The organism is Pseudonocardia sp. ICBG601, from assembly GCF_020496245.1.
Genome location: NZ_JAHLJA010000036.1, coordinates 106532 through 121059, shown reverse-complemented (window position 1 = coordinate 121059; position 14528 = coordinate 106532). Strand labels below are relative to the sequence as shown.

At 65.8% G+C, this 14528-nt stretch carries 16 protein-coding genes and 1 pseudogene; 8 read left to right on the top strand and 9 right to left on the bottom strand.

Annotated features, from left to right (window positions below):
- Positions 1-20: 20 nt before the first annotated feature.
- Entirely contained in the window at positions 21-785 is a 765-nt protein-coding gene (locus KPL57_RS14105; protein WP_226350834.1) for a transposase family protein, read from the bottom strand.
- Positions 786-954: 169 nt separating this feature from the next.
- Between KPL57_RS14105 and KPL57_RS14100 the strand changes: the two genes are divergently transcribed.
- Positions 955-1602 carry a hypothetical protein gene (locus KPL57_RS14100; protein ID WP_226351957.1) on the top strand — a complete coding sequence of 216 codons (648 nt, stop codon included), beginning with the start codon at positions 955-957 and terminating at the stop codon, positions 1600-1602.
- 51 nt (positions 1603-1653) lie between these two features.
- Here the strand turns inward: KPL57_RS14100 and KPL57_RS14095 are convergent, their stop codons facing one another.
- Positions 1654-2559, bottom strand: coding sequence for a hypothetical protein (locus KPL57_RS14095; protein WP_226351956.1), 906 nt, complete (start codon positions 2557-2559; stop codon positions 1654-1656).
- A gap of 647 nt (positions 2560-3206) precedes the next feature.
- Between KPL57_RS14095 and KPL57_RS14090 the strand changes: the two genes are divergently transcribed.
- Positions 3207-3971, top strand: a complete 765-nt coding sequence (locus tag KPL57_RS14090; RefSeq protein ID WP_226351144.1) for a transposase family protein — start codon at positions 3207-3209, stop codon at positions 3969-3971.
- Between the two features lie 395 nt (positions 3972-4366).
- Here the strand turns inward: KPL57_RS14090 and KPL57_RS14085 are convergent, their stop codons facing one another.
- Both KPL57_RS14085 and KPL57_RS14080 read right to left on the bottom strand, forming a co-directional pair.
- Positions 4367-5164, bottom strand: coding sequence for a transposase family protein (locus tag KPL57_RS14085; RefSeq protein WP_226351139.1), 798 nt, complete (start codon positions 5162-5164; stop codon positions 4367-4369).
- Positions 5165-5314: 150 nt separating this feature from the next.
- The gene (locus tag KPL57_RS14080) at positions 5315-5452 is read right to left on the bottom strand and encodes a hypothetical protein (RefSeq protein WP_226351955.1); all 138 of its coding nucleotides are present in this window, start codon (positions 5450-5452) and stop codon (positions 5315-5317) included.
- Positions 5453-5981: 529 nt separating this feature from the next.
- Between KPL57_RS14080 and KPL57_RS14075 the strand changes: the two genes are divergently transcribed.
- From KPL57_RS14075 to KPL57_RS14050, 6 genes and pseudogenes are all read left to right on the top strand, one after another.
- On the top strand, positions 5982-6812 hold the full coding sequence (locus KPL57_RS14075) for a replication initiation protein (RefSeq protein WP_226351954.1): 831 nt from the start codon (positions 5982-5984) through the stop codon (positions 6810-6812).
- A complete protein-coding gene (locus KPL57_RS72105; protein WP_226351953.1) occupies positions 6812-7114 on the top strand; it encodes a sigma factor-like helix-turn-helix DNA-binding protein in 303 nt (100 codons plus the stop codon). The genes KPL57_RS14075 and KPL57_RS72105 overlap by 1 nt, the downstream gene beginning before the upstream one ends.
- 471 nt (positions 7115-7585) lie before the next feature.
- Positions 7586-10485 (top strand): annotated as a pseudogene (locus KPL57_RS14065) (Tn3 family transposase).
- Positions 10486-10731: 246 nt separating this feature from the next.
- Positions 10732-11316 carry a recombinase family protein gene (locus tag KPL57_RS14060; protein ID WP_226351775.1) on the top strand — a complete coding sequence of 195 codons (585 nt, stop codon included), beginning with the start codon at positions 10732-10734 and terminating at the stop codon, positions 11314-11316.
- Between the two features lie 46 nt (positions 11317-11362).
- On the top strand, positions 11363-11524 hold the full coding sequence (locus KPL57_RS14055) for a hypothetical protein (RefSeq protein WP_226351952.1): 162 nt from the start codon (positions 11363-11365) through the stop codon (positions 11522-11524).
- A complete protein-coding gene (locus tag KPL57_RS14050) occupies positions 11521-11994 on the top strand; it encodes a J domain-containing protein (protein WP_226351951.1) in 474 nt (157 codons plus the stop codon). Before KPL57_RS14055 ends, KPL57_RS14050 begins: the two co-directional genes overlap by 4 nt.
- Positions 11995-12375: 381 nt before the next feature.
- Here the strand turns inward: KPL57_RS14050 and KPL57_RS14045 are convergent, their stop codons facing one another.
- The 5 genes from KPL57_RS14045 to KPL57_RS14025 all read right to left on the bottom strand — a co-directional run bounded on the left by KPL57_RS14045 (position 12376) and on the right by KPL57_RS14025 (position 14384).
- On the bottom strand, positions 12376-12753 hold the full coding sequence (locus KPL57_RS14045; protein WP_226351950.1) for a hypothetical protein: 378 nt from the start codon (positions 12751-12753) through the stop codon (positions 12376-12378).
- A gap of 117 nt (positions 12754-12870) precedes the next feature.
- A complete protein-coding gene (locus tag KPL57_RS14040) occupies positions 12871-13302 on the bottom strand; it encodes a DoxX family protein (protein ID WP_226351949.1) in 432 nt (143 codons plus the stop codon).
- Between the two features lie 13 nt (positions 13303-13315).
- Complete coding sequence (locus KPL57_RS14035; protein ID WP_226351948.1) at positions 13316-13732, bottom strand: hypothetical protein; 417 nt, start codon at positions 13730-13732, stop codon at positions 13316-13318.
- Between the two features lie 62 nt (positions 13733-13794).
- Positions 13795-14223 carry a hypothetical protein gene (locus tag KPL57_RS14030; RefSeq protein ID WP_226351947.1) on the bottom strand — a complete coding sequence of 143 codons (429 nt, stop codon included), beginning with the start codon at positions 14221-14223 and terminating at the stop codon, positions 13795-13797.
- Positions 14193-14384, bottom strand: a complete 192-nt coding sequence (locus tag KPL57_RS14025; RefSeq protein ID WP_226351946.1) for a hypothetical protein — start codon at positions 14382-14384, stop codon at positions 14193-14195. Before KPL57_RS14025 ends, KPL57_RS14030 begins: the two co-directional genes overlap by 31 nt.
- Positions 14385-14528 lie beyond the last annotated feature (144 nt).

Sequence of the window (14528 nt, the reverse complement as noted above, 5' to 3'; positions counted from 1 at the left end):
TGAGGCTTATTCAGGCTCCGTCAGGTAAGTGCGTAGAAGATGAGTCCGATGACTGCCGAGATCGTCGTTTTAAATGTGGCGTAGGGTCGGCGGTAGTCTGTGTGGAGAACTTTCCACGACTTGATATGGGCGATGACTCGCTCGATGGTGGCGCGTGTGCGGTTGAGGCTCTTGTTGAATGTTTTCTGCCAGTCGAGAAGTTCCCGGCCGGGTTGTTTTTTGAACGGGGTGAGCATGCCGCGCCCGATGTAGCCTTTATCGCCGATCGGTGGGTATGTGGCGAGGTGGTCGAGGGCGCCGGATTGGTCGAGGCAATGTAGGTCGTGTCGGGAGCCTGGGGTCGGGTCGGAGATCCACGACAGCTGCCCTTCCAGGGTGGCTGCGACCTGGACGACGACGCCGGTGGTGCGATGCTTGCCCGACCACAGACCTGGTACGGCGGTCCATGACCAGCAGGGCAGCAGGGTTCCGTCGATGATGTACTGCCGATCGGCACGAAGCTCCTCCGCAGTCGGAACTACACTCCGCAGCGCCTGCGCCAGCAACGGTGTCACCCCCGCGATCGCTCGACTGACCGTCGACTGCGACACCCCGTAGGTTTCCGCCAACTCCCACTGCACACGATTCCCGCGCAGATACGCCAACGTGATCACCACCGACCAGAACAATCCCAGAATCGGCGGCCAAGGCCGTCGCAGGCCAGTCGCGTTCCGCTGATCCTGCTCATGCACCAGAGCGGCAAGATCCTGAATCTCATCACGCCGAAAGCCAGTGGTATAGTACATACTGCGACAGCCCATTCATCTCGGATTGATTCGACAAACCAATCTTCGCGATGGACGGGCTGTCGCCCAACCCGACACGCCGGGCTAGATCGTTATTTCACGGGCCCTGAATAAGCCTCCATGGACTCTTTAGTCGAGAGGCGGGAAGGTTAGGACGATGGACCCATGGGTGAAACTTTACGAGTGGTGCACTGAGAATGCCCTTGAAACCGGGGAGGCTTTCCTTTCCAAGGGGTTGACAATTGAACTAGATATCGCGCAAGGGAGAACTGGTGGATACCCTTGGCCTGAAGATGTACTTGCGTTCTATGAGTGGTGCGATGGGACGCTACGTGCACCGAGCGGGTACACTCTCCCGGGGCTCCGCCCCCTCAGAATTTCCGAAGTCGTCTCCGCCTGGGAAGATGACATGCTTTCCAGCTATGCTCACTTAGCGGCAGGAGCCTCTCCGCCACCATCTAAAAAATCAGATGCGCGGGGGACTTTTTTCGCGCAGCTCGGAGCGAACGCCATAGTCGCAGAATCGTTTGACACGAACAAGCTCGCCGGGGCTGCAACTGGCGGCTTCATCCCCGCCCTTCTTCCCGTGGCAGAGGACCAAAGCGGTGGCTACTTGATGATTGACCGCAGAGGAGGGAAAGAGTTCGGGGCGGCTGTGTTTTATGACAAGGTCGATGCAGACTTGAATGACGCTCCTCGCTGGAAAAGCTTCCTCGCCCTTAGTCGAGCGACACTTCAAGCTGTCATATCGGAGACGCCTGAAGAGCAGACTGGTTTAACCCCCATTGCTCTTGGCGGACGCCTCACTTGGCAGTGATAGGAGCAGGGTTCTGGGGAGATTAAAGCAGCTCCCCAGAACCCCGATATCTTACGGTTGGATCCAGACGCGGTAAGCGTCCCGGTCGATGATGCGGTTCTTCGAGAAGAACGCGCTGAGCTGCGACCCGCCGCGCTTGTTCTGTGCGTCATTGATCATGCACGAACTGTACCCAGTGGAATCGCGCAGTCCCTGAGGAAGCTTCGGTGCGATCCGGCAATATGGGAAGGTTCGTCCCGGGCCTCTGGGGGTTTGGTCGGCTCCTTGGTAGCTGGAGGCGAAGGGGTATTCGTCGCAGCTGAGCCCGGACGGGCGGGTGTAGGTGCGTGGGCAGGCTCGGCCTCGGTTGTCTTTCGCGTCGTCTTTGTCCATGAGCCGGGTCAATGGCGCCCCTGTCGGGTACGCCCCCGGGAGCCCTGAGGCTTGGGCGTCACCGATGTGTCGGGCCAGTTCCCCCACGTCCCCGGATCGGGAGTAGGCGATCGCCGGGGTATGTGCCGCCACCACACATCCCGGGCCACGGCCCTTGACCGCGTTGTCACAGCGCACTGGGTGCGGTACGAACGTCGAGGAGAACTCGGGCTTTTGCCACTTTGGGTTGGTGAAGGTCAGGTCCACCGTGTTCTTCCCTGACCCGCTCTCTCCCGGGCCGACCTTCGTGCCCCGGTAGTAGGTCTCCCCGGTGAACGGGAAGTTCGGGTTCAACGCCGGACTCGGCCCGAACGTGTTCGGTCCGTTACGTGTGCACCCCGACGCCTCACCCGGTTGCGGCGACCCGCATGTCCCCAGTCCGCTCACCGACGCCCCGTAGCCGATACCTGAGGCGCCCGCCAGTGACAACGTCGTCTGCACGCCCCATACCGGATTTCCGGCATTCGTGTACGACAAGGTACGGCGGTTGACGTTCAGGGTGCCTAACACGACCTTGGTGCGTTGTTCGAAGATCGTGATGTTCACGCGATCTCGTTTGCACTGTGTCGTTCGGTCCACTACCCAGTCCGTGTACCCTTCACACGCCTTCGGGTGCGCCACCAGATCAAACGCCCTTGGGTTCAGGTCATATGGCTGCGGCCGGTTCTCCGACGGCGGTGGGATAGTCACGTCGACACACGGGATGCCTCCTTTGCCCGTTGCGCGCGCGGATATCTCATCAAAATGTTCATGTAGATACTTGCACGAACCGTCCCACGACTCAGCGCCAGAACCCGTCCGGAATGTTTCCGCACTTGGTTCACCAACCGTTGGCGACGCTGCCGAAGAGTCCGGGCCGGGCGGCTCCGGCTCCACCGGACGCGGACTCTTCACAACCGGGGCAGTCATCGAACCAGGAGACTCTGTAGCAGCCGCACCAGAAGCCGCACCTGCCATGACAGCAACAACCATCACACTCGCGGCAGCAACCTGCCACATTCTCGATGATTTCACTACAGAAAGGTACCCGGCGGCGACGCCCACAGTCATATCGGACGACTCGACCGAAACAGGGAGGCTTATTCAGGGCCCGTGAAATAACGATCTAGCCCGGCGTGTCGGGTTGGGCGACAGCCCGTCCATCGCGAAGATTAATTTGCCGAATCAATCCAAGATGAACGGGTTGTCGCAGTATGTACTATACCACTGGCTTTCGGCGTGATGAGATTCAGGATCTTGCCGCTCTGGTGCATGAGCAGGATCAGCGGAACGCGACTGGCCTGCGACGGCCTTGGCCGCCGATTCTGGGATTGTTCTGGTCGGTGGTGATCACGTTGGCGTATCTGCGCGGGAATCGTGTGCAGTGGGAGTTGGCGGAAACCTACGGGGTGTCGCAGTCGACGGTCAGTCGAGCGATCGCGGGGGTGACACCGTTGCTGGCACAGGCACTGCGGAGTGTCGTTCCGACTGCGGAGGAGCTTCGTGCCGATCGGCAGTACATCATCGACGGAACCCTACTGCCCTGCTGGTCATGGACCGCCATACCAGGTCTGTGGTCGGGCAAGCATCGCACCACCGGCGTCGTCGTCCAGGTCGCAGCCACCCTGGAAGGGCAGCTGTCGTGGATCTCCGACCCGACCCCAGGCTCCCGACACGACCTACATTGCCTCGACCAATCCGGCGCCCTCGACCACCTCGCCACATACCCACCGATCGGCGATAAAGGCTACATCGGGCGCGGCATGCTCACCCCGTTCAAAAAACAACCCGGCCGGGAACTTCTCGACTGGCAGAAAACATTCAACAAGAGCCTCAACCGCACACGCGCCACCATCGAGCGAGTCATCGCCCATATCAAGTCGTGGAAAGTTCTCCACACAGACTACCGTCGACCCTACGCCACATTTAAAACGACGATCTCGGCAGTCATCGGACTCATCTTCTACGCACTTACCTGACGGAGCCTGAATAAGCCTCAAGACAAACACAAAACGCTGAGCGTGATCGACTGAGCACTTTCCGCGTTCACCGCGCGCCGCCGAGTCATTTCCACCGACGCCAGCGCAGCGCCCCGCTCTGCGAGCCTCTTCTTTGCGACACCCACTTAGCCAGCTGAGGCTCTAGCTTGCGCCGCCGCAGGCAGGGCCGTGGCCGTTCTCCCGGGCGGTGCGGCCGGGAGTGAAGCGTCCGCGCGGAGCCGGCACCGGTCCTGGATCACAACGCTGTGCATAGGTGTGGTGGATGTTGATCTTGGGGTGGCGGTGTCGAGCGCGAAGCGCGCGTGCGTTGTCGGCCCGGTGGGCCGAGTCGGTGGCGTTCCGCCACTGAGCCTTTCCCAACCTGTTTGTGCTGGTCAGGCGGTGGTGATCATGAGGGTCTGGATCGCTGCGACGAGCTGAGCAGCCTGGGAGGGGCTGGAGCGGATCTTGCGGAGGATCTTCCAGTTCTTCAGCTCGGCGTTGACCCGCTCACCCGGTGCCCGCCGTCGGGCGTGAGCGGCGTTGACGGCCTTCTGATTCGCTGACAGGGGCCGGTACCGGCCGGTGTCGAGATCGCGGCGTCGGCGTCGGTGCGGGACGGTGATCGCGGGACCGCCGCCCTGGTAGGCGGTGTCAGCGACCGCCCGCACCCCGGTGGTGTTGACCGCGTCGATGATCCCGTGGATCCGGGCAGCGCCCATGTCGTGCCGTGCCCCCGGTAGCGGCGGGGAGATCCACACCAGCCGACCCGCGGGGTCGGCGATGACCTGCACATTCAGCCCGTGACACTTGTGCTTCCCGCTATAGAACGCCCGGTCATAGCCCGAGCCCATGCCGACCCGGTCGATACGCAGCAGCGTCCCGTCCAGGATCACGAACGCCTTCCCGGCCGCGACCGTGATGGCCTGCTCCAGGGTCGGCGCGAGCGCAGCGAGCAGCCCGATCGCCTCGGCGACATACCGGGACACCGTGGACTTCCCGACTCTGAATCCGCTGGCCAGGTCGGTGTAGGTCTCGCCCTTACGTAGGTGCGCGAGCACGAGCAGGGCCTGGCGGGCCGGGGTCAGGAGCCGCCACCGGGTCCCGATCCGGCGACGATGTCCGCGCAGCAGCCCGGCCAGGACACGAACCGTGCGAGTGGACATCGACATCCCGGATGGGTAGGACAACACGCGGGGCTCCTCGGTAGGCGGTGGCGCGACAGCTATCCGTCTACCAGGAGCCCCACCCATCTCACGACAAGCCACGCACCTCACACCCCTGACCAGCACAAACAGGTTGGGAAAGGCTCACTGAAGGTCAACGGCCACAGCACCTATGCATCATCTGATGATCGTCGGCGCCGGGCTCTGGTCCGGGGCTGGTCGTGGTCCCGGGGCTGCCGGTTCACGGCGCAGGCGCAGCAGGCGCAGCAGGCGCAGCAGGCGCAGCAGGCGCAGCAGGCGCAGCAAGATATGCACTTTTGTTCCAAAAATGCTGTGCGTGGGCGCCGCTGCCTGGTCTGCGGCTGCTGCTGCTGCTGCTGCGGTCACCGGGGCGGCGGCGTCTGGTCGGAGGCCGGTCGGGTGGGGTGACACGCCCGTCTGACCTGGGGGTACGGGACAGGAGGTGGTGTGACCTGGGATTATTCGAGTGAGGCAGCAGACAACCAAGTCAGAGTTTCGGGTGAGCGCGAGCGAGCCCGCACCCCTCCGGCCGCGTCAGCGGCCGGAGACAACACAGGGCGAAGCTCAATGCCCTGGACCGGCACCGCGCCCCTGTCGGCGGTGGTGAGGAGTTCCCCCGGATGACCGGCTCTGACCTGTGGGTTCCCCCAGGCGCTGTCCTCGATGCCCCTCCCCGGGGCTCTGAGAGCCTCTGTGCGGCCCCGTTTCCGTCCCCGGGCTACCCTAAAAGGTCGGGGGGCTGCCGTTTGAGGCGGCTACGGCGATCTGGGGGCGTTTGTGGACGTCGCGGTACCCACTCGCCGCGGACGAGTTCGACGACGGCGTGTGGCGGCAGTCCCGGGAGGAGGCGATGACCCGGATGCATGTCGAGCTGCACCCCAAGCAGGTGTGGGGGTTGATCGGGATCGACGGCGACAGCGCGGATGCGGTCCTGCGGATGGTCTCGACCGTCGACAGCCACCCGATGCCGAACGTGATCATCGAGAACGCCGTCAACGGCCACGCCCACGCCGGGTTCGGCATCACCACCCCGGTCAAGGTCACCAACTACGGATCACGCCGTGCGGTCCGCTACGGCCTCTCGATCGAAGAGGCGCTGCGGCGTGCGGTGGGTGGGGACCCGTCCTATCCCGGGCGGCTGATCAAAAACCCGTTCCACTCCCGCTGGATCACCCACTTCCTCCACGACAAAACCTCCACCCTCACCCAGTTCGGGGCGATCCTGACTGCCGCCGGGCACATGCCCGGCCGGGGCTGGCACAACCAACGCCGCCGCGCCCCCGTCGGCTACTCCCGCAACGAAACCCTGTTCCACATGGTCCGCCGCTTCGCCTACCGCGAAATGCGGCACCACTGGGGCGACGCCGAGGGCTACCGCGCCGCTGTCGCCAAACACGTCGCGATCCTCAACGCCGACTTCCCGATCCCCCTCGGCGGGAACGAACTCGGCCACATCGCCGGATCGATCTCGGACTGGACGATCAACTACTCCCGCATGTGGAACGACGGCCCAGCCGCCTACGACGCAGCCTTCTCCGCCATCCAAGCCGCACGCGGACGCAAAGGATCAGGACGCAACGGAGGACTCGCACGCGGGATGGCTCTAACGACTGAGCGTGAGCAGCGTCTTGCGCTCCTGAAGGAGGTGTTTTGATGCCTGCGTTGGAGCGATGCCGCAGGGCGACGCGGAAGACAGCTCAAGAGCTCGCTGAAGAAGCTGGCTTCTCGCGGCGGACCGTTGTGCGTCTGATCGCTGAGCCGCGCGCTAATTACGAGCAAAGAGCTAGAAAGCGTCGAGCGACTGTTGTAGAGCTACGCCTTCAAGGGCTTACTTACCGCGAGATCGCTGACAGCACCGGTGACAGCATCGGTGCCGTCGGGCGTCTGCTAGCAGACGCCCGACGGCACGGCGAGTGGACCGCTGCTGCGCCCCACCACGACAGTCACGCAGAGTGAGATTTCGGGGGATGTCCCGAAACGACCCCCAATCCGTCACAACCCGTCACACCCGTAACAGCAATGCTAACTGTGCAGGTCAGGCGTCGATTTTGGCTGTGACGGATTGAGGGGGTGTGACGGATCAATCCGTCACACCCCCTCAACGAGCCCGGCGCTCACACGGGCCGAAGCTCGCCCTGAGCGCCACCTGAACAGCGGTTATGCCCCGGACCGGACCTCGTCTCCTTGTTCAGCACTGTCGGTGACGAGGTCCGGCGTGTAGCGCCGCCAGGCATCGGTGAACGCTTCGCGGTGGTAGGGGTGCCGGTAAGGATCGTGTCATCAGCCGCAAACGAGCGCTGGGGGCTTGACCCTGAATCTCTGGTCGCGGCGGTGTCCGGGGGGTGGGAGTAGCGTCCGTGCGTGGCGCGTGAGCTGGGTCAGGACGAACTGATCGATCGGTGGACGCTGGTCGAGGCCGAGCTGGCGATGGTGGCCGGCAAGCGTGGCGCGACGCGGCTCGGGTTCGCGGTGTTGCTGCGCTTTTACACCGAGCACGGCCGGTTTCCCCGCAGCCGGAGCGAGATCCCCGACGCCGCTGTGGACTACGTGGCCCGGCAGGTCGGTGTGCCGGTGACCGAGCTGGCGTTCTACGACTGGTCCGGCCGCACGATCGAGTTCCATCGCAGCCAGATTCGCCGGACACTGGGGTTCCGGGAGTGCAGCGTCGCCGACGCCGACAAGCTCACCGAGTGGCTGGTCACCACCGTCACCCAGACCGAGCGCGGCGCTGAACGTGTCCGTGACCAGCTGCTGGACCGGTGCCGGGAGGAACGTATCGAGCCGCCCACCGGCGGCCGCGTCGACCGGATCGTGCGCTCGGCGCTGCACCGCGGCGAGGAGCTGCTGTTCGCACGGGTGGCGATCCGCTTATCCGAGGCGGTGCGCGTTCGGCTGTTCGCCTTGGTCGCGGCCGGTGCCGATGACGACGGCCAACCCGGCGGGGACGGTGACGGGCCGGCGGTGCTGGCCTCGATCCGGTCCGATCCGGGCAACGTCAGCCTGAACACGATGTTGACCGAGATCGCCAAGCTGGAAGCGGTACGGGCGGTCGGCCTGTCAGCCGGCGTGTTCGCCGACATCGCCCCGAAGGTGGTCGCCGCCTGGCGGGCGCGGGCGGCGGTCGAGGCGCCCAGCCACCTGCGCGGACACGCGCCTGAGGTGACGCTGGCCCTGCTGGCGGCGTTGTTGCACTGCCGGGAACGGGAGATCACCGACACGCTGGTCGAGCTGCTGATCTCCACCGTGCACCGGATCAACGCCCGCGCCGAGGTCCGGGTGACCAAGGAGCTGATCAAGGAGTTCAAGCGGGTCACCGGCAAGGAGAACTTGCTGTTCCGGGTCGCCGAGGCGACCGTGAACGCCGGCGACCAGCTCGTGCGCGACACCGTGTTCCCGGTCGCGCCGCAGGCCGTGCTGGCCGACCTGATCGCGGAGTTCAAGTCCTCCGGGCCGACCTACCAGCGCACCGTGAAGGCCACGCTGAAGGGCTCCTACACCAACCACTACCGGACTGGGCTGATCAAGCTGCTGGACGTGCTGGAGTTCCGCAGCAACAACACCACCCACCGGCCGGTGCTCGACGCGCTGGAGCTGATCACCCGCTACGCCAGCGCCGGGAACCTGCACTACTACCCGGCCGGCGAGCACATCCCGGTCCATCGCGGCCTGAGCGAGGACTGGGAGGCGCTGGTTTACAAGGACGACAAGCGCCGCCGGCAACGGGTCGTGCGCATGGTCTACGAGGTGTGCACCTTCCAGGCGCTACGCGAGCAGTTGCGGTGCAAGGAAATCTGGGTCGTCGGCGCGGACACCTGGCGCAACCCGGCCGAAGACCTTCCGACCGATTTCGAGGACCATCGCGTCGAGCACTACCAGGCGCTGCGCAAGCCGCTGGACCCCAGCCAGTTCATCGCCGACCTGCAAGCCGAGATGCGCGCCGAGCTGGAGGCCCTGCACACCGCCCTGCCGGGCTGCGATTGGTTGTCGATTAGCGACCGCGCGGCTGGCGCGGTCAAGCTGGCCCCGCTGGAGGCCTCGCCGGAGCCGCGCAACCTGCGCCGGCTCAAGCAGGCTGTGCAGGCCCGGTGGGGCACGGTGCCGCTGATCGACATGCTCAAGGAGGCGGTGCTGCGCACCGGCTGCCTGTCGGCGGTGACCTCGGTCGCCGACCGCGGCACCTTGCCCGAGCACGTGCTGGCCGAGCGGTTGCTGCTGGCTATCTACGGGTACGGCACCAACACCGGCATCCGTGCGGTCGCCGGCGGCGAGCACGGGCATTCCGAGGACGAGATTCGCTACGCCCGGCGCCGCTACCTGAGCACCGAGGCCGCGCGGCAGATCGCGATCGAGATCGCCAACGCCACCTTCGCCGCCCGCCAGCAGACACTGTGGGGCGACGGATCCACGGGGCCAGCGACTCGACTCACTTCGGCGCGTTCGACCAGAACATCTTCACCGAGTGGCACTCCCGCTACGGCGGCCGAGGGGTGCTGATCTACTGGCACGTCGAGCGCGGCTCCGTGGTGATCCACTCGCAGCGGCTGAACTGCTCGGCCTCCGAGGTGCACGCGATGGTCGACGGCGCGATCCGGCATGGCACCGACATGCAGGTCGAGGCCAATTACGTGGACACGCATGGTCAGTCCGAGATCGGGTTCGGCATCACGAAGCTGCTCGGGTTCGACCTGCTGCCGAGGATCAAGCGGATCAACAAGGTCAAGCTGTACCGCCCGGCTGCTGGCGAGCCAGACGCCTGGCCGGGTCTGGCACCGGCGATGACCCGCCCGGTCCGGTGGGACCGCATCGCTGAGCAGTACGACCAGATGCTCAAGTACGCCACCGCGATCCGCGTGGGCACCGCCTCGACCGAGGCGATCCTGCGGCGATTCATGAAGGCCAACGCAGCGCACCCGACCTACCAGGCGATGATCGAGCTGGGCCGGGCGCAAAAGACCATCTTCTTGGCCCGTTACCTGCACAGCCGGGCACTCCAGCGAGAGATCCACGAGGGCCTGAACGTGGTCGAGTCGTGGAATCGGGCCAACGCGGTCATCTTCTACGGCAAGGGCGGGGACCTGGCCACCAACCGGCGCGACGAGCAGGAGATGAGCGTGCTGTGCCTGCGGATCTTGCAGGCCGCCCTGGTGTACGTGAACACCCTGATGATCCAGGACCTGCTCGCTGGCTCCGAGTGGGACGACGCGCTCACCGCTGAGGATCGGCGCGGGCTGACGCCGCTGTTCTGGGCGCACGTGCTGCCCTACGGCGAGGTGCGGCTGAACATGGACGCCCGTCTTCGCCTGGCCGCCGCCGCCTCCAGCGGCTGACTGGCCGGTCTCGAAACCAAGGTTCCGCGACAGCGTGCAGGCGAGTTCGGACATCGACATCACCCCAGGTCACGCTGTCTCACAATCTAACGTCGAAACACCGCCTCGAAACACGGCCACATGGTAAACTTATGAGACAGTTGCGGGAGGAAACGAGACGATCATGACCGGCGAGTCCGCCATTACCGACCCGCGGATCGCCGCCGCCCTGGATGCCGACCGGGACCAGGCCAGGACGGTGACGTGATGGAACTGGGCTACGCCCGCGTCTCGACCACACACCAGGACCTCGAACGACAGCTCGACGCCCTGGGCCACCACGGCATACCCGACGAGCGGATCTACACCGACAAGAAGACCGGCGCCACCATCGACCGGCCCGGCTTCACCGAGCTGCGCCGCTACGCCCGCTCCGGCGACACGATCATCGCGACCAACCTCGACCGACTCGGCCGCAATCTGCGCGAATGCCTCAACGTCGTGCACGAGCTGCGCGAGCAGGGCATCGGGATCAAGACCCTGAAGGACCCGATCCCGATCGACACCACCGACGACTCGCCGATGGCCGAACTCGCCGTCGCGCTACTGGCGCTGTTCGCACACATGGAACGAGTGTTCATGCGCGAACGCGCCGCCCACGCCCGCGAGGCCACCGCAGCCACGGGCAAACTGCCCGGCCGACCCCGCAAACTCGACCCCAACCAGCTCGCCGCGGCCCAGGCCGCCCTCGACACCGGCCAGACCGCCGACCAGATCGCAGCCGCGTTCGGCGTCAGCCGCGCCACCCTCTACCGCAACCTCACCGAAAATAAACCCGCTGACCAGCAATGATCGACTCGTTTGCGGCTGGTGACAACTCCCTTACCGGCGCCCCTCGTTGTTCGAACTCGAAAATCTCGGCGCGATCGACTTCGAGATCGCCCGCACCCCGAGAACCAGCATCGCCTGCTACACCGTCCACGAAGCCCCGTATCCCGGCTACACCGGCCCGGTCGACGTCGACGACTTCTACGACCGCAACCCGGACCTGCACCCATGAACACGCCCACACCCACCGCCCAGGCCCGCACCCAGGCCGCAGCACTGCTCGGCGTCCCACCCGACGCCCCAGCAAAGCTGCTGCGGACGGCGTGGCGCGACGCGGTCCGCCACGCCCACCCCGACCAGGGCGGCGACACCGAACACTTCATCGCCGTCAACGCCGCCTACGAACTCCTCACCACACCACCCACACCGACACCGCCCCGGACGACACCGCCCACGCCGCCACCGAGCACACCGGGCCCGCCCGCGCCGCGCACCGACATCACGGGCGTCTCCGTCGGCGGGCTCCTGATCCTGCGGGTCGCCGGTCTGCTGGTCACCGCTGGTGTCCTCACCGCCGGTGTCGCCATGATCGCCGCACCGGTCGCGGCCGCCCTGGTCACGCTGCTGGCTGTGGCCGCAGTCGCCCACCACGCCTACCTCGCCACCCAGACTCACCGCACCGAGACTCACCGCCCGGGCTGAACCCAGCAGCTCGTCGCAGGCCGCGGTGGGGTCGTGGAGCGGGCGCCGACCAGACCGCGCTTTGCTCCGACCGCGAAACAGGAACTCCGGCGCCCGCCACCAGCGACGATAGTCCTCAACCGGTCGTCGTGTGTGCCTGACGAGGTCACCGAACACCCGACAACGGAGGTGACTACGGCCCGTCTCGACGGCTCGTTCTTCCTCGATACAAGGCCGCCCGAGTGGTGGGCAGAACCTGTCAAAGGGGCGACGGAGTCGATCGCGCAGCGACGCCGTAGGCGCCCTTGGCAGGTTCTGCCCTGCATTCGACACTCGGGCCGCTTCGAGGGAGGGCAGCAAGACCGCCGCCCGCCCCCGGGAGCGTGCTCTGAGCGTTGACGCTCAGGGGACGTCGTTCGGCCAGACCTTCGGGCAGCTGACGCCCGCGTAGGACGTCGCGTCCTGCTGGCCCTGCTGCTCAACCTGCTGCTTGGCCTGCTGGTCCTGAAGCTTGGACTCCTTGGTGTGGTTCACACACCAGTCCTTCACCCAGCTCCAGTCCTTGTTGACCCGCCACGGATCGTCAGCCATGTCGTCACTGTGCTTACCGCCGAACTCGGTCTGGCTCCAGCCCCGGTTGTTCGCAGCCTGGTAGTCCTGCACCGCGACCGGCCCCGCAGCAGGAGTGTCGGCGAGAGCGGTACCGGCGAGACCGACCAGCGGCGCAGCAGCCAGCGCGGCGACCGCGAGACCGCCACCGAGACAACGACCAACCTTCATCAGATGAACCATGCCCTTCCTTCGAGTCCCCACACACCTGACAGTGACTGTGCGTAGGCGACGTCACCCTAACCGGGGTGTGGTGGTGAACCTGCGCGCCGCGAAACGATCGGCGTGTCACACGACGCCGCGACGGCGCCGGCGGCGGCGGGCCAGTAACGCATCAACCGACCAGGGACCGGGACCGGACGCGGCGAGCAGCAACGCGCCGGCGGCGATGACCCCGACCAGTTCCCAACCGCCGTCATCGACGAACACCGTGTTCGGGGAATGGACCAGCACCACCGCCCCGACCATGTTCACCACGACCACCAGCCCAGCAACAGTGGTCGCGGTCCCGGTGAGCAACGCCGCCCCGCCGACCAGTTCGACACTCATCGCGATCGCCGCAGCAGCGGCAGGCGCCGGGATGCCCATCGTGGTGAAGGAGGCGACGATGTCGCCGAACCCGGTGGCCTTCTGCGCTCCGTGGGCGATCAGGACTGTGCCCAGCAGCAGCCGCGCGATCATCAGCGCGACCGTGGAGAACGGGGCAGGCAGCGGCGCCATCACAACCTCTGCTTCATCCGGTCTGTTCGCGGTCGGGGCAGGTCGGGTCGGTGCATTCTCGCCAGCCGAGGAACTCCCCGGGTGCCAGCCACGCCGGGGTCGCGGTGGCGGTGTAGAGGTTCTCGACCTGGGCGATGCTCATGTCCAGGTCGTAGCAGACCGTCGGATCGGCAGCGAGACGCAGAAACGCGGTCTTCGCGATCCGGGCGGCGAACCCGATCGCGGTCTGCGGGGACCGAGCGAACACGACCGTCACCAACCCGACACCGAAACCGGGGACGAGGTCAGCTTTCGTCCCGACCAGCTTCCCGTCGTGCTCGCGCTGCTGGCGGCGCATCGCGGTCCGTAACGGCGCCGCGATCACTGTCCCGATCTGCGGCGACACCTCAAGAAGTTGCAGAACGCAATGAAAAGTCTTCGCCACCAGCACGCCCCCCGCAGGTCCAGGTCCAGGTCCAGGTCCAGGTCCAGGATAGTCCGATTCATGCCGCGCTAGTCGATCTTGCGGGTGCTGGTCTGGAGGTTGTCGGCACCGACGACCCTGCTGGCAAGGTGCTCGACCTCGGCGGCGGTGAACCGGTCAGGCAACGCGATCGGGAGCAGCCGGAAACCGTCGCGGATGGTGTTGAGCGCGGTCGCGAGCCCGGCGACGTGGTTCCGGGCGACGACGTCGATCTCCACGCTGAGCAGGTCACGGTCATGGCCGTGGCGAGCCGGATTCAGGATGACCGCCGCGACCGCGCGGGACAACACACCGCGCCGCAGCAGCCCGATGAAGTGCTCACCGAGGACCTCCGCCGCACCGGGCAAGTCTTTCCCCGGTAGATCGAAATCCTGACGACAGATGACCAACACCGCGTTCACATTCACGCCCACCGGCCTCATCGTCCTCACCGCACCGCCCGCCGCGGCTCCCAGCACGGCACCTCCTCCAGGCTCCGCACCGCCCACCGCAGCTCCGGACCCAACGCCTCCGGATCCCGCGCCCGCCCACGACGCTCCCGCGTCCGCACCACGTACTCCTCGATCACATCACGGACCCGCTCCAGAATCCGCGGCGCGCACCAATACACCACACCCATACAACCCAACTCCCGAGCCCGAGCCTCCACATCCGACAACAACCCAGCCACCATATCCCCGCTCCCGTCCTGCGGACGGGGCTCCAGATAACGCGACCGGGTTTTCGCGGTCAACTCCACCTCCGTCAAAATCCGCCGCCCATC